Annotated in this window: 16 protein-coding genes; 14 read left to right on the top strand and 2 right to left on the bottom strand. The window is 60.1% G+C overall.

The window, feature by feature from the left end:
- The first annotated feature begins 63 nt into the window (after positions 1–63).
- From pheS to D8M21_RS06665, 3 genes are all read left to right on the top strand, one after another.
- Positions 64–1194, top strand: coding sequence for a phenylalanine--tRNA ligase subunit alpha (gene pheS, locus D8M21_RS06675; RefSeq protein ID WP_048679087.1), 1131 nt, complete (start codon positions 64–66; stop codon positions 1192–1194).
- Positions 1195–1197: 3 nt separating this feature from the next.
- Complete coding sequence (pheT, locus tag D8M21_RS06670; protein ID WP_048679084.1) at positions 1198–3750, top strand: phenylalanine--tRNA ligase subunit beta; 2553 nt, start codon at positions 1198–1200, stop codon at positions 3748–3750.
- Between the two features lie 64 nt (positions 3751–3814).
- Positions 3815–4441 (top strand): hypothetical protein, encoded by a 627-nt coding sequence (locus tag D8M21_RS06665; RefSeq protein ID WP_048679081.1) that lies wholly within the window; start codon positions 3815–3817, stop codon positions 4439–4441.
- Between the two features lie 119 nt (positions 4442–4560).
- On the opposite strand, the gene D8M21_RS06660 is transcribed toward D8M21_RS06665, so the two are convergent.
- Positions 4561–5559, bottom strand: a complete 999-nt coding sequence (locus D8M21_RS06660) for a quinone oxidoreductase family protein (protein ID WP_321174087.1) — start codon at positions 5557–5559, stop codon at positions 4561–4563.
- 98 nt (positions 5560–5657) lie between these two features.
- Here D8M21_RS06660 and argC point away from each other — a divergent pair, with 98 nt between their 5' ends.
- From argC to D8M21_RS06630, 6 genes are all read left to right on the top strand, one after another.
- Positions 5658–6719 (top strand): N-acetyl-gamma-glutamyl-phosphate reductase, encoded by a 1062-nt coding sequence (gene argC / locus D8M21_RS06655; protein ID WP_048679079.1) that lies wholly within the window; start codon positions 5658–5660, stop codon positions 6717–6719.
- Positions 6716–7930, top strand: a complete 1215-nt coding sequence (gene argJ, locus D8M21_RS06650) for a bifunctional glutamate N-acetyltransferase/amino-acid acetyltransferase ArgJ (protein WP_082156652.1) — start codon at positions 6716–6718, stop codon at positions 7928–7930. Before argC ends, argJ begins: the two co-directional genes overlap by 4 nt.
- Positions 7931–7997: 67 nt before the next feature.
- A complete protein-coding gene (gene argB, locus D8M21_RS06645) occupies positions 7998–8948 on the top strand; it encodes an acetylglutamate kinase (RefSeq protein ID WP_238651162.1) in 951 nt (316 codons plus the stop codon).
- Complete coding sequence (locus tag D8M21_RS06640) at positions 8945–10168, top strand: acetylornithine transaminase (RefSeq protein WP_048679078.1); 1224 nt, start codon at positions 8945–8947, stop codon at positions 10166–10168. Before argB ends, D8M21_RS06640 begins: the two co-directional genes overlap by 4 nt.
- A 45-nt stretch (positions 10169–10213) precedes the next feature.
- Entirely contained in the window at positions 10214–11158 is a 945-nt protein-coding gene (gene argF, locus D8M21_RS06635) for an ornithine carbamoyltransferase (protein WP_048679075.1), read from the top strand.
- Between the two features lie 5 nt (positions 11159–11163).
- The gene (locus D8M21_RS06630; RefSeq protein ID WP_082156693.1) at positions 11164–11643 is read left to right on the top strand and encodes an arginine repressor; all 480 of its coding nucleotides are present in this window, start codon (positions 11164–11166) and stop codon (positions 11641–11643) included.
- Positions 11644–11661: 18 nt separating this feature from the next.
- Here D8M21_RS06630 and D8M21_RS06625 read toward each other — a convergent pair whose 3' ends face one another.
- Entirely contained in the window at positions 11662–12081 is a 420-nt protein-coding gene (locus D8M21_RS06625; protein ID WP_048679071.1) for an ankyrin repeat domain-containing protein, read from the bottom strand.
- Positions 12082–12262: 181 nt separating this feature from the next.
- Here D8M21_RS06625 and D8M21_RS06620 point away from each other — a divergent pair, with 181 nt between their 5' ends.
- From D8M21_RS06620 to tyrS, 5 genes are all read left to right on the top strand, one after another.
- A complete protein-coding gene (locus D8M21_RS06620) occupies positions 12263–13468 on the top strand; it encodes an argininosuccinate synthase (RefSeq protein WP_048679069.1) in 1206 nt (401 codons plus the stop codon).
- Between the two features lie 114 nt (positions 13469–13582).
- On the top strand, positions 13583–15031 hold the full coding sequence (gene argH / locus D8M21_RS06615; protein ID WP_048679066.1) for an argininosuccinate lyase: 1449 nt from the start codon (positions 13583–13585) through the stop codon (positions 15029–15031).
- A 156-nt stretch (positions 15032–15187) separates the two neighbouring features.
- Positions 15188–15739, top strand: coding sequence for an adenine phosphoribosyltransferase (locus D8M21_RS06610; protein WP_048679063.1), 552 nt, complete (start codon positions 15188–15190; stop codon positions 15737–15739).
- 55 nt (positions 15740–15794) lie between these two features.
- The gene (locus tag D8M21_RS06605; protein WP_048679060.1) at positions 15795–18125 is read left to right on the top strand and encodes a UvrD-helicase domain-containing protein; all 2331 of its coding nucleotides are present in this window, start codon (positions 15795–15797) and stop codon (positions 18123–18125) included.
- Positions 18126–18185: 60 nt separating this feature from the next.
- The gene (gene tyrS / locus D8M21_RS06600; protein WP_048679058.1) at positions 18186–19514 is read left to right on the top strand and encodes a tyrosine--tRNA ligase; all 1329 of its coding nucleotides are present in this window, start codon (positions 18186–18188) and stop codon (positions 19512–19514) included.
- Positions 19515–19737: the final 223 nt, after the last annotated feature.

Genomic DNA, 19737 nt, shown 5'->3' with positions numbered 1-19737 from the left:
CATGGTGGACGCGCTTCTCAGGCAATCCCCAACACGTCGAATATCACTAGAGATGAGTTGTTCATGACTGAAGCCTCCCCGGAAAACGTCGTGCCATCCGCGGGCCCCGATCCCGTACTGGAGGATGTAGCCGGCGTCCTGGAAAAGGATCCGAATGGCGGCCTGGAACGTGTGCGTGCGGCATTTGCCGACGAGACGCGGCAGGCCCTGGAGAGCATCGAAAACCACACGCCGGATTTCGAATCGCTCAAGCAGGTTCGCCTTCGATTTACCGGGGAGAAATCGGGCCTCAGCGCGGCGAATCGTCATATGCGATCTTTGCCCAATGAATTTAAGAAGGAAATCGGGAAGCTCTTGGGGCAGACCAGGGGACGCATCACTCAGGCTCTCGAGTCCCGGAATGAAGTTCTCGAGGCCGAACACGCCGAGCGAATTTTGGTCGAAGAAGCCGTGGACGTCACGTCCGGTTCCGGACATCGTCATATTGGGGGACGTCACCCCGTCTCAACCTTGCAGGAACGCGCAGCAGACATTTTCGTGTCGATGGGATGGGAAGTTGAAGACGGTCCCGAAGTCGAGTCGGAATGGTTCAATTTCGATTCCCTGAACTTCAAGCCGGATCACCCCGCCAGGGAACTCCAAGACACGTTCTTCGTTGATCCGGTAGACGCCCACTTAGTCTTGCGCACCCACACATCACCGGTGCAGATGCGTGCCCTCCACAAGCGCGATGTACCGCTGTACATCGTGTGTCCGGGCCGCGTTTATCGCACGGACGAACTGGATGCGACTCACACTCCTGTATTCACCCAAATTGAAGGGTTAGCAGTGGATCGTGATCTCACGATGGCCGACCTTAAGGGAACGCTGGAGCACTTCGCGCGTCAGATGTTCGGTCCGGAAGCTCAGATTCGGCTTCGCCCGCACTACTTTCCGTTCACCGAACCGTCGGCAGAGATGGACGTGTGGGTGCCTCACGCTAAGGGCGGGCCGCAATGGATCGAATGGGGCGGTTGCGGCATGGTCCACCCCAACGTCCTCCGAGCCGGTGGGGTAGATCCCGAGAAGTATTCGGGTTTCGCCTTCGGAATGGGAATTGAACGAACGCTGATGTTCCGTAATGGCGTGACCGATATGCGCGACATGATCGAAGGCGATATCCGCTTCAGCGAACACTTTGGGATGGAGATTTAATAAATGCGTATTCCCTTGTCGTGGCTGCGTGAGTACGCTCCGCTGCCCGAAGGAGCCTCGGCCGAATATGTCATGGAGACGCTCGTCAGGGTCGGTCTCGAGGAAGAAGCCGTTCACCGGCCCTCGGATGAAATCTCCGGCCCTGTGGTCGTCGGCCAGGTCCTCACCATGGAGCCCGAGGAACACTCCAACGGTAAGACCGTGAATTGGTGCACCGTTCGAGTGGTCCCCGAAGGCCAGCAACAAACTTTGACTGGGCCGGGAATTGAGCCTTCCGGCGTACAGGGCATTATTTGTGGCGCTCACAACTTCGCGCCCGGCGACAAAGTCGTCGTGACTTTACCGGGCGCCGTCTTGCCGGGTAATTTCGCGATTTCCGCCCGTAAGACCTACGGCCACGTCTCTGCCGGCATGATCGCTTCCGTCAGGGAACTCGGCATTGGCGAGGACCACGACGGGATCTTGGTGCTTTCGAGACTCGGTCTGGACCCAGAAATTGGTTCGGATGCCCTGCAGCTCCTGGGGCTCGACGACGAAGCCGCCGAGGTGGAAGTCACTCCGGACCGCGGGTATGCATTTTCTATCCGGGGGATTGCCCGCGAGTATTGCCACGCGATCAACGAGCCGTTCACGGACCCTGTCGAGGCCGTCAATCAGCGTGTCCCTCAGGACAATGGGGCCGGACACCACGTGGTCCTCGACGACGACGCCCCGATTCACGGGCGGCTTGGAGCGACGCGGTTCGTCGCCCGGACTGTCGCGAACATCGACCCGACGGCGCCGACCCCCACGTGGATGTCCTCGCGCCTCCGTCTGGCCGGTATCCGGTCGATCTCCTTGCCCGTGGATATCTCGAACTACGTCATGCTCGAATTCGGTCAACCTTTGCATTTCTACGATGCAGACCGAATCCAGGGAGACATCGTGGTTCGTCGAGCCCAACAAGGCGAGACGCTGACGACCCTCGATGGCAAGGAACGCAAGCTCAACCCCGAAGACTTACTCATTACGGACGCGACGGGACCCATCGGCCTGGCAGGCGTGATGGGCGGAGGATCCACCGAGGTCACGGCCTCGACCCGTCGGATTTTGGTTGAAGCTGCGCGCTTCGAAGAGGTATCCATTGCCCGAACCCGCCGTCGACATAAGCTTCCGTCGGAGGCTTCCAAGCGTTTTGAACGCGGTGTCGATCCACTGGCTTCCGCCGCGGCTGCTCAACGTGCTGTTGAATTGCTCGAGGAACTTGCCGGAGGCCAGGCCGAGGATGGCGTCACGGACGTCTTCGAACACTATTTCCCGCATGAAATCCACATGGCCTTGGATTACCCGAGCCGTCTCATCGGGGTGGACGTCTCCGAATCGGACGTAGAGAAGATCCTTCAAGAGATCGGTGCGAAGGTCGTTCGTACAGGTGAGGTCCTACAGGTCACGGTGCCCTCATGGCGTCCGGACTTGTCTGAGGCCGAAGATCTCGTTGAAGAGATTGCCCGCTTGACTGGCTACGAGAAAATTCCGTCCCGCTTGCCGGTTCCCCCGAGCGGCCGCGGCCTAACCGTCCACCAGGCGGCGCGCCGTCGGGCTTCGGACGCGCTCGCAGCGGCTGGATTGACGGAAGCGGTCTCGTATCCGTTCGTGAGCCCGGCGGACAACGAACTCTTTGGTGCCGCCGAGGCAGGAACGACGGTGCGCGCCGTAAAGTTGGCCAACCCGATCAGCGAATCCCAGGGCTACCTACAAACATCGCTGCTGCCCGGTTTGGCTCAGGTCTTGAAGCGGAACCACGCACGTGGCTTTAGGGATCTGGCGCTCTTCGAGTCCGCTCTGGTATTCCACCCCGGCGAGCACTCCGGCACCCAGAACATTCCGGCCGTTGGTGTTAAACCCGATGCGGGGGTCTTGGCGGACCTCAATGCTGGGTTGCCGCATCAGCCGCGACACTTGGCCGCGATGTTCTGTGGCCATGACGCACAGCCGTCACCGGGTGTGACACCCCGGGCATACGACTGGCAGGATGCCCTCGACGCCGCCCGGATGGCGGCGGCTTCGATCGGCGTTGACATCACCATCCGGCAAGGTCGTCATCAGGCTTTTCATCCCGGCCGCACCGCCGAACTTTTGGACGCCCGAGGCCGTCACCTCGGATTCGCCGGCGAGTTGCACCCCCAAGTGACAAAGGACCGCGATCTTCCTGAACGCACGGTTGCCATGGAACTGAACTTCGACACACTCGCCGAGAACGCGGGTCATCCGGTCGAGGCTCAGGAGATCTCTGGCTATCCCGCCGTTTCGCAGGATGTGGCTCTCGTGGTGGATTCTGAGCTCCCGGCCGCGGAGCTCATGGCGACCCTGCGCGAAGGTGCGGGCGAATTGCTCGAAAGCGTTCGAGTCTTCGATGAATACAGCGGAGAAGGCATCGAGCCTGGTCACAAATCCCTGGCCTTCGCCTTGCGTTTCCGCGCGCCGGACCGCACGTTGACGAACGACGAAGCAAGTGAGGCACGTCAAGCTGCGATCGACCTCGCGTCACACCGACACGCGGCGGTCATGCGCGGGTAGACTCACGCGGAGTCCACCGTAATGACGCCGGCTTCCCCAATTGACCCGGTAGACGAGGAGAATCGTGTCCGAAGATTTCTTTGGCTTTGACGAAGACGAGGAACAGGCAGGGCTGAGCCTGCGTCATCGCTCCAAGTGGCGCTGGTTGGGCGTCGTCATCGTGTTGGTTGCGCTGATTCTTGGCGGCCTCTTGATGTACGGCGGTGTACGTTCTCTGGCCGACGCTCGAGAAGATCAACCGTACGCCGGGCATTCCTGGGTCATTTCAGGGGAGTTCATTACGTCAACGGACGATCTGAAGACCAAGACGTTTAATGGCGTGTACCAGGGCAACTTGCCGCAGGACAGCAATGTCTCCTATCAAAAATTCGATGGGGGAGTGAACGACCCCGCGGACGTTAAGCCCGGCCAACAAGTTCAGTTCCGAGGAACCCAAACCGGGAATACGGATTCCGACTTCCCGAAGGAAATCGATGCCCTCGTCGCGGTGGATCACGGTGTCATGAAGGTCGTCAAGACCGACGACGCCGGATCCTTGTCCCCGGTCACCGACGGAAGCATCGCCACGTCCCGATGGATCGGCTGGCTGGAAATCGTGGGCGCCATCGTCGTATTTGCCGCTGGGGTCTATAGCATCATTTTCGCGGTCAAGAAGACGCGCCAGGAAGAGGACGCCGTCCGAAACCTCTGAAGCGTGAGCCACTAACCGAGAGAGGGTCGCCCGGCGTTTTGCCGGGCGGCCCTCTTCGTCTCTTTCTTCAAACCAGTGGGGTGTTCACCCCTGTGAATACCCCAGTCGTTCGTCGGGGTCTATCCGAGCGAATCCGGAACAAGGAGAACTTTTCCTCGTGTCTTCCGAGCTTCGAGGTAGCGGTGTGCCTCGGTGGCCTCCTCGAGAAGGAACGTTGTGTCCAGCGACGTCTTAAGGCGGCCGGCGAGAACGTCCTCAAACAGATCGTTCATGCGCCACTCGAGTTCGCGGCGATCCCGCAAATAATCGCCAATGGAGGGTCGGGTGACGAACAGCGACCCGAGGGAATTCAACCGTTGCAGATCAAAGGGAGGAACTTGGCCGCTGGCACCGCCGAAAAGTACGGCCATGCCTCGAGGTTTGAGAGTGGAAAGGGACTCCTCAAAGGTCGTCCGGCCCACGGAATCGTAGACGACGTCGACGCCGCGCCCGTCGGTTAACTCTCGAACCGCAGCCCCGAAGCCCTCATAGCGAACTACATGGTCTGCGCCGTGAGCACGGGCGATGCTTTCCTTCTCATCCGTGGAAACCGTCGCAATAACCGTGGCGCCAAGGTTCTTCATCATCTGCACGGCCAAACCTCCAACTCCGCCCGCGCCAGCGTGAAAGAGCACCGTGTCGGAAGCCGAAACGGGATAGGTGGAGCGCACCAAATAGTGTGCGGTGACCCCTTGAAGCGGGAGGCACGCAGCTTCGCGTGGATCAAGACCCTCCGGCAGCGTTACGGCACGTTCATCCTCGACGACGAAATATTCGGCGTAGGTCTGACGTGCCGTGCTGGTGGCAATTCTGTCGCCAACCTTCGCATGCGTGGTCGCTGAACCGGCGTGAACGACCGTTCCGACCGCCTCCGAACCGGGGATGAATGGATATTCGACGTCATATACACCGGAGCGCTGATACGTTTCGATGAAGTTGACGCCGGTGGCTTCCGTCCGCACGAGCAGTTGTGCCGAGCTGGGCTGAGGGACCGGGACCTCACGTTTTTCGAAGACTTCGGGCCCTCCACTGCGCGGTGCGCACTGAGCGGACATCTTCTGGGGGATCTGATCGGGCACGGTCGGCTCCTTCCGACGAGATAGTGATCTTCCGTCATTCTAGCCACACAATGCATAAACATTTATGAGGTTGCATAAATCTGCGGTAGGCTGTGGGCATGACATTTTCGGTAGCAGTTTCCGGCGCCACGGGATATGCCGGGGGAGAGGTCCTCCGGCTTCTTGCCCAGCATCCCCACGTAGAGGTCACCACCGTGGCCGCTCACTCGCAGGCGGGTGCCCGATTCGGCGACGTGATGCCTCATCTGCGCTCCTACGCTGACATGACCGTCCAAGAAACGTCGACGGAGAGTCTCTCCGGTTACGACGTCGTCTTTCTCGCCTTGCCGCACGGGGCCAGCGCAAGTATTGCGTCCGAATTACCGGAATCCACGCTCGTGATCGACGCCGGAGCGGATCATCGACTCCGTGACCCGGAGGCGTGGAAGGCATTCTATGGAACGGACCATGCAGGGCATTGGCCGTATGGGTTGCCGGAACTCGTGACCGAACCCGTCAGTGGTGGCGTGCGCATCAAGCGGCGCTCGTCACTGGTCGGGGCTCGACGAATCGCCGTTCCCGGCTGCTACCCCACAGGCGCCCAGCTTGCACTCGCGCCTGGGCTGGCCGAAGGACTCATCCAGCCGGAAGACATCGTGATCGTCTCCGCTTCGGGAACATCTGGTGCTGGGAAGAGTCTCAAGCCTCATCTGCAGGCCAGCGAGGCGATGTCGTCGATGTCTCCCTATGGAGTTGGCGGAGTCCATCGGCACGTTCCGGAAATCGAACAGGGTTTCGGGGATGCGTCCGGGGCCATCCCCAGTGTGAGTTTCACACCGACGTTGGCCCCGATGCCCCGAGGGATCCTGACGACCGCTACCGCACGCCTCTTTCCAGGAGTCACCGAAGAGCAGCTTCGTGAGGCATGGCAAGCAACGTACGAGGATGAGCCTTTCGTGCACCTGCTCCCAGAGGGTCAGTGGCCGACCACGAAATCCGTCCAGGGCAGTAACCACGTCGTGATGCAGCTGGCGGTCGATGAACGAGCGGGACGACTAGTCGTGACGAGCGCGATCGACAACCTGGTGAAGGGCACGGCCGGTGGTGCCATTCAGTCCATGAATATTGCCCTTGGTCTTCCCGAGATCACAGGCCTGACACAGGAAGGTTTGGTGCCATGAGCACCCCCACTCAGAATTCACCCCTTGTATCCACGGAACAGGGCTTGGCCGAGGTCCTTGGGCTCCAGTATTCCGGCGTGCGCGCCGGGCTGAAGGCCAGCGGTTCACCCGATGTCGCTTTGGTTCACAACCAAGGACCCGAATTTTCCGCAGCCTCCGTCTTTACGACCAACCGCTTTGCCGCGGCTCCCGTCGAGTGGTCTCGCGAGGCGGTTTCTGACGGCCGGGCGGATGCCGTCGTTGTGAACTCAGGCGGAGCCAACGCTTGCACTGGTCCTGAAGGATTCGCCGCGACGCATCGAACCGCCGAACATGTGGCGAATCTCCTGGGTGTTTCGGCCCTGGACGTGGTGGTCTGTTCCACCGGCTTGATCGGCGAGCAGTTGCCCATGGACAAGCTCCTTCCAGGGCTCGACCACGCCGTGACGGAACTCGGCGCCGGGGGACTCGCCGACGACGCCGCCGCGCGAGCGATCATGACCACCGACACGGTGCCCAAAAAGGCTTCGCTCGCTTTTGACACGGATGAGGGAACGGTGCATGTAGGTGGTGTGGCCAAAGGCGCCGGAATGTTGGCCCCGGGCTTGGCGACCATGCTCGTCGTCCTCGCGACCGACGCCTCCTTGCCGTCCGATGTGCTGAATCGGAGCCTTCACGCCGCAACGGAACAAAGCTTCAACCGCGCCGACTCGGACGGTTGCATGTCCACCAACGACACCGTGACCCTCATGGCTTCCGGCGCTTCCGGCGTACATCCTAGCGAGACGGACTTCACCGAGGCTCTGACGAAGGTTTGCGTGAGTTTGGCGTTGCAGTTGATTTCCGATGCGGAGGGGGCACAGCACGATATTCACGTCACGACCAAGAACGCGGTGACCGAGGGGCAAGCCCTCGAAGTCTCTCGCGCGGTCGCCAGATCGAACCTGTTCAAGTGCGCCATCTTTGGCAATGACCCAAACTGGGGCCGGATCCTGTCGGAAGTCGGAACTACTCAGGCCGAATTCACTCCGGGTGCCGTGAACGTGAGCATCAACGGCGTCGAAATCTGCCGCGGTGGCGCCATCGGAGACGACCGTGACTTGGTTGACCTGGCCGCGGACCGAAAGGTCGACGTCGTCATCGACCTTGCCGCGGGAGACCAAAGCGCCACGATCTGGACGAATGACCTCACCTACGACTACGTCGAGGAAAACTCGGCGTATTCCAGTTAGGAGTACCGTGCCGATTCATAGTGAAAATACCCGGTACGCGGAGGCCGAGCTTAAGGCCGAAACGTTGATGGAAGCTCTTCCATGGATTCAACGGTTCGCGGGCAAAATCATGGTCTTCAAATACGGCGGAAACGCGATGGTTAGCGAGGAATTGCGTGCCGCCTTCGCCGAAGACATGGTCTTCTTGCGCTCGGTGGGAATCCGCCCCGTGGTCGTTCACGGCGGTGGGCCTCAGATTTCGGCGATGCTCGAGAGATTGAGCATCCCCAGCGAATTTCGTGGGGGTCTTCGGTACACGACTCCTGAGGCCATGGACGTGGTGCGGATGGTTTTGACGGGCCAGGTCGCACGTCAACTCGTGGGCCTGATTAATCAACACGGCCCACACGCGGTAGGGATGTCCGGAGAAGACGGCGGGTTGTTGCGCGCTCGCCGCATGACGACGGTCGTGGAAGGGCGGGAAACCGATCTAGGCCTCGTGGGTGAGGTCGTCGGGGTTAACACCACGGCCATTACGTCGATGATCGACGCCGGAAAAATCCCCGTGATTTCTTCGATCGCCCCGGAGATTTTGGCCGACGGTCGCGCAGACGCCGAAGGCATGCCGCTGGATACCTTGACGGGAAACATCCTGAACGTCAACGCAGACACGGCCGCCGCAGCAGTCGCAGCCGCCATCGGTGCGGAGAAGCTGGTGATGCTGACGGACGTGGAAGGCCTCTATGCTCAGTGGCCTGACCCCAACTCGCTGGTCAGCTCTCTGACGACCGCGGAACTGCGCGAAATGATTCCTCATCTCAGCGAAGGGATGATCCCCAAGATGGGCGGTTGCCTGTCCGCCGTCGAAAACGGTGTCCCGACGGCGTCCATCGTCGACGGGCGTCGGCCTCACTCGCCGTTGCTCGAGATCTTCACCGACTCCGGCATCGGAACACAGGTGACCAACGGGCAGACGATTAGACCGCTTGCGGATTTTGTGCCAGTGGATCCACTCCACCCCACCGAGGAGACAGCATGACCCAGAAAGACTTACTGGCCGCTTACCGCAACGATCTCCTGGGCGTGTTCGGAGACCCCTCCCTGGTGTTAACGGAAGGCCACGGATGCCGGGTGACGGATGCCGACGGCAATACCTACCTCGATCTCCTCGGCGGAATTGCGGTGAACGCGCTCGGGCACGCTCATCCGCGGTGGGTTGAGGCCGTAACCCAGCAAGCGGCCAAGATGGCGCACGTGTCCAATTTCTTCACCTCGCCGTCCCAAGTGGGACTGGCACGAAAGCTCCTGGAAATTCTTGCGGCATCAGATGACTCCAAGGTCTTTTTTGCCAACTCGGGGACCGAAGCCAATGAGGCTGCCCTCAAGCTTATTCGGGCCCACGGAAACGCGGCGTCACCGAAGAAGTCCCGTGTGATCGCCCTTCAGGACGGATTCCACGGCAGGACGGCTGGGGCTCTCGCCGCCACCTGGAAGGAAGCCTATCGGGCACCGTTCCAGCCTCTTCCCGGAGGAGTGGAATTCATTGAACCGACCGTTGAAGCTCTCAACCGCGTGATGGATCAGAACGTTGCTGGGATCATTCTGGAACCGATTCAAGGTGAAGCCGGTGTTCGTCCTCTGCCGACGGGCTTTCTCGCCGAGGCCCGAAAGCGGAGTACCGAATGCGGTGCCCTGTTGGTCGTCGATGAAGTCCAGAGCGGCATGGGACGTACGGGGCAGTGGCTCGCGAGTTCTCGTGAGCTTGGGGTGGAGAACCCTCCCGATGCGGTGACACTCGCGAAGTCTCTCGGGGGAGGCTTCCCGATCGGTGCCATGGTGACCATGACATCCGTGGCCACGGGAGTACTTGGCCCCGGAAACCACGGAACCACGTTCGGTGGGAATCCATTGGCCACTTCCGCAGGATTAGCGACCATCGAAACCATCGAGGATGAAGGCCTGCTGACGAATGCGCGAGAAATGGGCGAGGTTCTCCGCCGTGGTCTGGAGGCGCTGGACGACGTCGTTGCGGTCCGAGGAGAAGGACTCCTGCTGGCCATGGACTTGCGCGACGCCGGCTCAGTCCCCGGGGGTCTGGCACCCGCCGTGGTGTCCGCCGCGCGGAAGAACGGATTCATCATCAACGCGACAGGGGCAGAAACGCTGCGTCTAGCACCGCCCCTCATCATTACGGAGGCCGAGGTTCGCGAATTCTTGCAAGCCTTGCCCGGAATCATCGAGGTCGCCCGGTCCGCTTGAGGCCGCGCGACATTCACCTGGACCATTGGAAGAGAAGTACCCCTCATGACACGGCATTTCCTGCTCGACACCGACCTCACGCCCGCTGAGCAAGCGGACGTTTTGGATTTGGCCATCGCGATGAAAGCGGATCGTTGGGCTCATCGCCCATACGAAGGACCGCAGAGCGTCGCCGTCATCTTCGATAAAACGTCGACCCGGACGCGATTTTCATTTGCCACGGGAATTGCCGACTTGGGCGGTTCGCCGATCATCGTGAATCCAGGCGAGTCACAACTGGGACATAAGGAGTCCGTGGCCGACACCTCCAAGGTGTTGTCCCAAATGGTTGCGACCATTGTGTGGCGCACCTTTGAGCAATCGGGTCTCGAAGAAATGGCCGAAAATGCCACGGTTCCGGTGATTAATGCGTTGTCCGATGACTATCATCCGTGCCAGATCTTGGCAGACTTGCTGACCATTCGAGAGCGCTTCGGCCGGACCGAAGGCTTGACCATGGCCTACCTCGGAGACGCCGCGAACAACATGTCGAATTCGTATCTGCTGGGTGGAGCGACGGCGGGAATGAATGTTCACGTGGCCGGCCCCGAGGGCCACCTACCGGCATCAGATATTCTCGACGCGGCCCGCGAACGCGCGGCGCAGACGGGAGCCACGATTCGGGCGACCACGAATGTGAGCGAAGCGGTGGCGGGCGCGGACATCGTCGTCACGGATACGTGGATTTCGATGGGGCAGTCGGACCCGACGGGGCAACGGGAAAAAGACTTCGCGCCCTATCAGGTGAATGAGGACGTGATGAAACAGGCGGGACCGGAGGCCATCTTTATGCACTGCCTACCCGCATACCGAGGGAAAGAAGTGACGGCCGACGTGATCGACGGTGAACGGTCTGTGGTGTGGCAAGAAGCTGGAAATCGGGTCCACGCGCAAAAAGCCATCATGACCTGGCTCATGAATGAGTCGGCGCGCAATGCAAGGGAGCGATGAAGATTATGGGAATTCCGTCCACGAAAGCCGCTCGGCAGGCTCGCATCATTGCCCTGTTGGAATCGTCAAAAATTCGTTCGCAGTCCGCGCTCGCGGATCATCTGGAGAAAGACGGCGTCCAGGTCACTCAGGCCACGTTGTCGAGGGATCTTGTCGAAATTGGGGCGGAGAGAATTCGAGGGTCGGATGGGGTCCTCGTCTATGCGGTCCCTGGAGCAGACCCAACTCGCGATCGCGACGGTGACGCTCCTGATCGCCTCAAGAGCCTCTTCCGAGACTTGCTGATCATGGCGGAGTCCAGCGGCAACATCGTGATGCTGAGGACTCCGGCGGGTGCCGCGCAGTTCTTGGCTTCGGCTTTAGACCACACGGAAATTCCGGAAGCCATCGGCACGATCGCGGGGGACGACACCGTGATGGTGGTCTCGAGGGACCCTCAGGGCGGTGCGGATTTGGCGCAACGCTTCCTGGAGTGGTCGGAATGAGCGACCCGGTGGCTGGGGCTATCGGATCCCGCGCTCGCTGAGAAAGGTCTTCATGTCCTCGATGTCGAAGAATTCCGCAACGGCGGCTGGGGTCTGGGAACCGATCGTGGCGTCGGCACCGGCATCCAGAAGGGCTTCCGCGATGTCTCTTCTATTCCGGAAAACCGCACTGACGAGGGCAGACTGACCGCGATCGTTAAGCCGGTCGAGGTCCGCGCCTCGCTCTATTAGCAGCGAAACGACCTCCGGTTGTTCACGGTAGGCGGCCAAGATGAGCAATGTGTCGCCCCGGGAATTGGTGAGGTTGACCGGCACTCCCTGGTTGAGGGCGCTCTGAAGTTCCTGGACCTGACCGTCGCGTGCCATATCAAAGATGTGGTGGAGTAACGCGAGCTCCTCGTCCGTGAGCTCAGGGGAATTTTGCGGTGAATCGGTCATGACGCTCCCTGATTTATTGTGAGTAACTCAAAATAACCTTACCGGACGTCGGGAGGCCCTGTCAGGTGCGAGGGATTCGACCCACCCGATGTGTATAAATACAATAAAAGATGTATAGTCATACAGGAACGAGGCACGAGCGTCACCGGAGGCGGGACGCACAGCGAGAAAGGTGGACACCATGACGGATCGGGTAGTCCTGGCATATTCGGGAGGCCTGGATACTTCCGTGGCCATTGGATGGATCGGAGAAGCCACGGGCGCAGAAGTTATCGCCGTGGCGGTCGACGTCGGACAGGGCGGCGAAGACCTGGAGACCATCCGCCAGCGGGCTTTGGACTGCGGCGCCGTCGAGGCGTACGTGGCCGACGCACGCGAGGAATTTGCAACCGAATATTGCATGCCTGCGCTGAAGAGCAACGCGCTATATATGGACGCGTATCCGTTGGTTTCTGCGGTTTCTCGCCCCGTGATCGTCAAGCACTTGGTCAAAGCGGCGAAGCAGTTTAACGCGACGACCGTCGCCCACGGTTGTACCGGTAAGGGTAATGACCAGGTGCGTTTCGAGGTCGGAATCCAGACTCTGGGACCGGACCTTCAGTGCATCGCACCCGTGCGTGACCTCGCGCTGACCCGTGAAAAAGCGATTGGCTATGCCGAGCGAAACGATCTTCCGATCGTGACCACCAAGTCCAACCCGTTCTCGATCGACCAGAACGTGTGGGGCCGCGCGGTCGAAACCGGATTCTTGGAAGACATCTGGAACGCGCCCACCAAGGATGTCTACGACTACACGGACGACCCGACGTTCCCACCGTCCGTGGACGAAGTCACGATCACGTTTGACCAGGGAGTTCCCGTCGCCATCGACGGCGAAACCGTGACTCCTCTGGAAGCCATCCAGATCATGAATCGTCGGGCAGGGGCCCAGGGCATTGGCCGGATCGACGTCGTGGAAGACCGTTTGGTGGGCATTAAGTCCCGCGAAATCTATGAGGCTCCGGGCGCTATGGCGTTGATCGCCGCGCACAAGGAACTTGAAAACGTCACGATCGAACGGGAGCAGGCACGCTTCAAGAAGACCGTGGATCAGCGGTGGACCGAGTTGGTCTATGACGGTCAGTGGTTCTCCCCGCTGAAGAAGTCCTTGGACGTCTTCGTGGATGACACCCAAAAGATGGTCAATGGCGAGATTCGGATGGAATTGCACGGCGGCCGCGCTACCGTGACCGGACGACGCTCTGAAACCTCGCTGTATGATTTCAACCTCGCAACATACGACGAAGGCGACAGCTTCGATCAGTCTGCCGCCCGCGGGTTCATCGAGCTGTTTGGAATGTCGTCGAAGGTGGCATCAAGCCGCGAGCAGAAGCTCGGCGGACAATAGTCTACGACGCATCATCGGCCCGTCGAATTCGTAGCGCGTATTCGACGGGCCGTTTTCAGCACAGCACGACCTCCCGGAGCGGAAAAGCTCCGAATCTACGAGAAAGGCCGAACGGTGACTTCGACTCACGATAAGCACGGCACCAACGAGGGTGCGCTCTGGGGTGGGCGCTTCTCTGGCGGTCCCTCAGAGGCGCTCGCAGCCTTGAGCAAATCGACCCAGTTCGACTGGCGACTCGCACCGTATGACATCGCTGGCTCGCGGGCTCACGCCCGAGTTCTCCACGCTCGGAACCTCCTCACAGATTCCGAACTTGAGGGGATGCTCCAGGCTCTCGACCGGTTGGAAGAGGACGTAAGGTCCGGCGCCTACACACCGGCAGAGTCCGACGAAGACGTTCACGGCGCCCTCGAGAAGGGACTCCTCGAACGAGCCGGTACCGAACTGGGCGGAAAATTGCGTGCCGGCCGGTCCCGAAATGATCAGATCGCGACCATGGGGCGTATGTACCTCCGTGACCACGCTTCGATCATTGCCGGCGAAGTTCTCGGCGTTATCGACGCCTTGATCGCTCAATCGGAGGCCCACCCTTACGCCCCGATGCCCGGTCGAACCCACCTGCAGCATGCGCAACCCATTCTGCTCTCGCATCATCTGCTCGCTCACGCTTGGGCTCTCTCTCGTGACCTGGAGCGATTGAGGGACTGGGACCGCCGCGCGGCCGTTTCTCCCTACGGATCGGGTGCGCTCGCGGGATCGTCTCTGGGACTGGACCCCAACGTCGTCGCCGAAGAATTGGGCTTCGACTCGGCCACACACAATTCCATTGACGGCACGGCAGGGCGCGACGTCTATGCGGAATTCTCGTGGATTTGCGCCATGATTTCGGTGGATCTTTCCCGGATTTCGGAAGAAGTGATTACGTGGGCGACCAAGGAATTCTCCTTCGTGACACTCCACGATTCTTTCTCGACGGGGTCCTCGATCATGCCGCAGAAGAAGAACCCGGATATCGCGGAATTGGCTCGAGGCAAATCCGGGCGTCTCATCGGTGACCTCGCGGGTCTGCTGGCCACCCTCAAGGCCTTGCCCTTGGCCTATAACCGTGACCTTCAGGAAGATAAAGAGCCGATTTTCGACGCGATTGATCAGCTCGAAGTTTTGCTCCCTGCGGTCTCCGGGATGGTCGCAACACTCGTCTTCCACGTGGACCGCTTGGCCGAATTGGCGCCGCAAGGTTTCGCCTTGGCCACAGACGTCGCGGAATGGCTGGTACGTCAGGGGGTTCCGTTCCGTGTGGCCCATGAAATTGCGGGTGATGCGGTGCGGGTCTGCGAAGAGAAGAACTGCGAGCTGTGGGATCTGACGGACGAAGATTTCGCACACATATCCGAACATCTTGTTCCCGCCGTCCGCGAGGTTCTGACCGTCGAGGGATCGTTGAACTCGCGATCCTCACAGGGCGGGACGGCGCCGTCGGCCGTGGCGCACCAGTTGCAGTCGCTCAAGACGGCGTTGGAAGCCGATCGTGAGTTTGCAGCCCGCCCCCAGCGAATTTCCTAAGACACGCTGAACCTGAGCCGTCCGCGTTCACGGATTCGGGCCAAGGCATCGGAACACCGCCCCGGCAAGGTATCTTGCCGGGGCGGTGTTGGCGTAATCTATGAGATGCACTTTGAGATCATGAGGGCTTGTGCGTGCCCGGAAAACAGGCGATTAATGAACCAATTCACCACGCCCACCGCCGACGAACGCGTTGTGCAGACCATCGAGAAAGTCTGCGCCGTCATCCCCAACTATCCGGAACCCGGCATTATTTTTCGGGACTTGACGCCGCTATTCGCCGACGGCGCCGCATTCCGTGAAGTCATTGACGCTTTGCTTCATCGTTTTGAGGGCCAATTCGACGTCGTCGCGGGCGTGGAGGCCCGAGGATTTCTGCTGGCTTCGGCGGCGGCCTACGCGGCGGGCGTCGGCGTGATGCCAGTTCGCAAGGAAGGCAAACTTCCGCGGGAAACGTACTCGGAGTCCTACAGTCTCGAATACGGGACCGCTACCTTGGAGATTCACCGCGACGATATTCCCGAAGGTTCCCGGGTCCTGATCCTGGACGACATCCTCGCGACCGGAGGCACCTTGGGCGCTACGGTGAAGCTCATGGAGCGGGCCGGTCTCGCGGTAGCCGGCATCGGTGTGGTCATGGAACTCGATGGTTTGAGCGGTCGGAATAATTTGAGTGGTCAAGCGATTGAGGCCTTGTACACGGTCTAAGATCGATTGTCCCTAGTTTCACGTCACGGTAATTCCGAGGGGTTTCAACACACACATGACTCATACCCACGAGGTCGCCGGGGACCACACTGTTCCTGACGAAAGCCCAGCCCACGAAGCCTATGAGCGCCAGCTCGAAGAGGCCATGAACCATGAGCGTTCCTATGTGGATCGGCTCTACCGGCGGCTGGATGAATTGCGCGAGGAAAACCGAGAGAAACTTGCGGCGACCCGCCGAGTGGGTTCTGCAGGTAGTCACCAAAACCGGTCTGAACGCGATGCGTATGCAACCTTTTACGAGGACCGCCTGGCACAACTCGACGCCGTGGACAATCGTTTGGTCTTCGGACGCTTGGATCTCGACGACGAATCCACCCGATACATCGGACGTATTGGTATGGCTGACGAACACCACGAACGGCTCATGGTGGATTGGCGCGCACCGGAGGCCGGTACGTTTTATCAAGCCACGGCCTTCGAACGGCAGGGTGTTCAGCGTCGTCGGCACCTCATTTTGGACCGACGAACGCTCAAGAATATCGAAGATGATGTTCTCGACCCGGAGTTCTTGGAGCATGACGAGGTTTTGCACGGTGAAGGCGCACTCTTAGCGGCCCTCAACCGTAAGAGGACCGGCCGGATGACCGATATCGTCGCCACGATTCAGGCCGAACAGGATCGGATCATCAGGGCTGACCTTCCCGGCGTACGCGTAGTTCAGGGCGGCCCAGGAACAGGTAAAACGGCAGTGGCTCTGCACCGTGCCGCGTACCTGCTGTATACCAACAGGGAACGGCTCCAGAAATCGGGTGTCCTCGTGGTGGGGCCCTCGTCCTCCTTCATGTGGTACATCGAACGCGTCCTTCCGTCCTTGGGGGAGACGGGCGTTGTGATGGCGTCCTTGGCCACGCTGTATCCGGGAATTCGGGCGGTGCCGGAACTCGACCCAAGAGTTGCGAAGATCAAGGGATCTCTCGACATGGCCAAGGTCATCAAACGGGCCGTCGCCGACCGCCAAAAAGTGCCGGCTCAGGTCCAGCGTCTACGCGTCGATTCCTCGACCGTGGAACTCACGCCCAAATCGGTCAAAAGGGCTCGTGAACGGGCCCGCTCCACGGGGAAGCCGCATAACCAAGCGCGCGAGACCTTCGTCAAGATTCTGGTGCAGGAATTGGCGGACCAGCTCGAACAACAACTCAACGAGTCGAGCGGTAATGACATGGATCGCTCGTACCTGGTGGAAGATGTTCGCCAATCTCACGATGTCCGAGTCGCGCTGAATCTTGCGTGGATGCCGTTGCGGGCAGAGACCCTCATCAACGACCTCTTCACCAAGGAGCGGTATCTCGAATCGGCGGCGAAGAAACTGACCCCGGAAGATCGAGCAGCTTTGCTGCGGGATCGGGGCGCACCTTTCACTGAGGCAGATGTTCCGCTTCTCGACGAGGCCGCTGAACTGCTCGGCGATTTCGAACAGGCCGTGGGGCAACAAGCTGCACGCGCCGCGGCTCAGCGCGAGTCGAACCTAGAAAACGCGACGAAGACCATGGAAAACGTCGACGCAGCCCTGGAAGAGATGGGCCTCAACGGAGTCGTGACGGCCGAGATGCTGGCCGATATGAACGAGGCTGGTGCGGCCAGGATGACGGCCGCGGAAGCTGCCATGTCCGATAGGACCTGGGCTTACGGTCACGTCGTCGTCGATGAAGCCCAAGAACTGTCTCCCATGCAATGGCGTCTATTGATGCGTCGATGCCCGATGAAATCCTTCACCGTGGTGGGAGACATCGCTCAGGCGTCGGCGGCCGCAGCGTCATCGAGTTGGGCCGATGCGCTCGAACCTTTTGTGGGTGAGCGATTCAGTCTCGATGAATTGACGGTCAATTACCGTACTCCCGCCCAGATTTCGGATGCCGCGGTATCGGTGGCGCAGGCGGCGGGGCTGGACGTCTCGGCTCCGCGTGCCGTGCGTGAGGGAGAGTGGCCTCCGGCACTGATCCGCTCGAACGACGTCGTCGACGAGGTGATTCGCCGGATCCGCGAAGACCTCGACGCTGTGGTCGGCGGGTTGATCGGCGTCATCGTTGCTCGCCCCGAATATTCTGAGGTCGTGACCGCGGTCCGGCGAGAATTCGCCGATCTTGCGGGAACCTCCGAAACCGCGCTTGAACGGCAGATTTTGGTGCTATCCCCCTGGGAAGCGAAGGGGTTGGAGTTCGATACCGTGGTCGTCGTCGAACCGGCGTCCATTGTGGAAGCGGCGCACGGAACCGTGGGCGATCTTTATGTGAGCATGACCCGACCGACGCAGAGGTTGGCTCTGGTCGGCTCCCGCGAATTTCCACCAGGCCTCGAGAACTGGTGTGACGCGGACGCGAAGGCATAATCCTGGCCGAGGAATCGTCACGGAACGTGACAAACGACGAATGGTAATGTGAGAAAAGTGATGGAACAACAGGTGGTCAAGCCGGTTCACGGGCTCAACGAGCAGTCCAACGACCCGACGTTCGACAATATATGGCAAGAACTCACCTGGCGTGGGCTCGTCCATGTCTCCACGGATCAGGAGGCTCTCGAGAAGTCTCTCGCCGAAGAGACCGTCACCTATTACTGCGGATTCGACCCCACGGCCGCGTCTTTGCATCTTGGGCATTTGGTGCAGCTCTTGCTGATGCGTCGACTTCAACTGGATGGCCATAAGCCTCTGGGGTTGGTGGGCGGCTCCACGGGACTCATCGGCGACCCTCGTCAGACCGCGGAACGAACCCTGAACTCCCGCGAAGTTGTGAGCGAATGGGTGGAAGCCCTCCGAGGGCAGGTCAAGCGTTTCCTCTCCTTCGAGGGGGACAACGCCGCGCGTATGGTCAACAACTTGGATTGGACGGGCGGCCTTTCCGCCATCGATTTTCTCAGGGAAATCGGCAAGAACTTCCGCGTCGGAACCATGATCAAGAAGGAAATCGTCGCGAAGAGGCTCCACTCTGACGAAGGAATTTCCTACACGGAGTTCAGTTATCAGATCCTCCAAGGAATGGACTTCCTCGAGCTGTACCGCCAATACGGTTGCACGCTTCAGTCGGGCGGATCGGATCAATGGGGCAACCTGACCTCGGGTACGGAGCTGATCCGCAAGGTGGAGGGCCAAACGGTTCACGCCATCGGTACTCCACTCATCACGAATTCCGACGGCACCAAATTCGGAAAATCCGAAGGCAATGCCATCTGGCTCGATCCGGAACTGACGAGTCCGTACGCGTTCTACCAGTTCTGGCTCAACACCGCGGACGCCGACGTCGTGGATCGGCTCAAGGTGTTTACCTTCAAGAGCCGAGCCGAGATCGAAGAACTAGGTCGGCAGACCGAGGAAGAACCGTTCCGTCGAGAAGCGCAAAAGGCACTGGCCTATGAAGTGTGCTCGCTCGTTCACGGTGTCGAAGCAACCGAAAAAGTCATCGAAGCCTCAGCTGCACTCTTTGGCAAGGGTGACTTCGCGAGCCTCGATGAGTCGACGCTGACCGCGGCGACGGCCGAGCTACCGCACGCAACCGTCGACGACAACGACCTCAGCCTGATCCACCTTCTCGTGGCAACTGGTCTGTGCGAATCCAAATCTGCTGCGCGTCGGACTCTGAAGGAAGGTGGTGCCTCCGTGAATAACCAAAAAGTACAGGGGGAAGACGCTGCCGTGGAGAAGGACCAACTCCTCTTGGGCAAGTACGCCGTAATCCGGCGCGGGAAGAAGAACATGGCGATGGTGACCGTTGAGCGGAGCTAGCACAATCCGCATCGAGCCTTGCTGACTTCTGACAACTGACGCGACGACGGCCCGGCCCCCCACTGAAGAGTGGTGGCCGGGCCGTTCTTCGTTGATATACCGGGCTTGTTGGGGGTGTGGTGTGTTTCACGTGGTTTCGAGTTGCTGTGGTTGTTCACGTGTGTGTAAAGTCTTTTCTTGTCGCCGCGAGGTGCGGGGGACTTGTTCTGACAGGTTCTGCTGT

Origin of the sequence: Kocuria sp. HSID16901 (genome assembly GCF_003989425.1) — a bacterium.
Classification (GTDB): domain Bacteria; phylum Actinomycetota; class Actinomycetes; order Actinomycetales; family Micrococcaceae; genus Rothia; species Rothia massiliensis.
This window is presented reverse-complemented; position numbering and strand designations above follow the sequence as displayed.

Excerpts from the sequence above, each read along its gene's own strand:
- pheS (WP_048679087.1), top strand. The coding sequence starts at position 64 with ATGACTGAAGCCTCCCCGGAAAACGTCGTGCCATCCGCGGGCCCCGAT.
- pheT (WP_048679084.1), top strand. The coding sequence starts at position 1,198 with ATGCGTATTCCCTTGTCGTGGCTGCGTGAGTACGCTCCGCTGCCCGAA.
- argC (WP_048679079.1), top strand. The coding sequence starts at position 5,658 with ATGACATTTTCGGTAGCAGTTTCCGGCGCCACGGGATATGCCGGGGGA.
- argJ (WP_082156652.1), top strand. The coding sequence starts at position 6,716 with ATGAGCACCCCCACTCAGAATTCACCCCTTGTATCCACGGAACAGGGC.
- argB (WP_238651162.1), top strand. The coding sequence starts at position 7,998 with ATGGAAGCTCTTCCATGGATTCAACGGTTCGCGGGCAAAATCATGGTC.
- D8M21_RS06640 (WP_048679078.1), top strand. The coding sequence starts at position 8,945 with ATGACCCAGAAAGACTTACTGGCCGCTTACCGCAACGATCTCCTGGGC.
- argF (WP_048679075.1), top strand. The coding sequence starts at position 10,214 with ATGACACGGCATTTCCTGCTCGACACCGACCTCACGCCCGCTGAGCAA.
- D8M21_RS06630 (WP_082156693.1), top strand. The coding sequence starts at position 11,164 with ATGGGAATTCCGTCCACGAAAGCCGCTCGGCAGGCTCGCATCATTGCC.
- D8M21_RS06625 (WP_048679071.1), bottom strand. The coding sequence starts at position 12,081 with ATGACCGATTCACCGCAAAATTCCCCTGAGCTCACGGACGAGGAGCTC.
- D8M21_RS06620 (WP_048679069.1), top strand. The coding sequence starts at position 12,263 with ATGACGGATCGGGTAGTCCTGGCATATTCGGGAGGCCTGGATACTTCC.
- D8M21_RS06610 (WP_048679063.1), top strand. The coding sequence starts at position 15,188 with ATGAACCAATTCACCACGCCCACCGCCGACGAACGCGTTGTGCAGACC.
- D8M21_RS06605 (WP_048679060.1), top strand. The coding sequence starts at position 15,795 with ATGACTCATACCCACGAGGTCGCCGGGGACCACACTGTTCCTGACGAA.
- tyrS (WP_048679058.1), top strand. The coding sequence starts at position 18,186 with ATGGAACAACAGGTGGTCAAGCCGGTTCACGGGCTCAACGAGCAGTCC.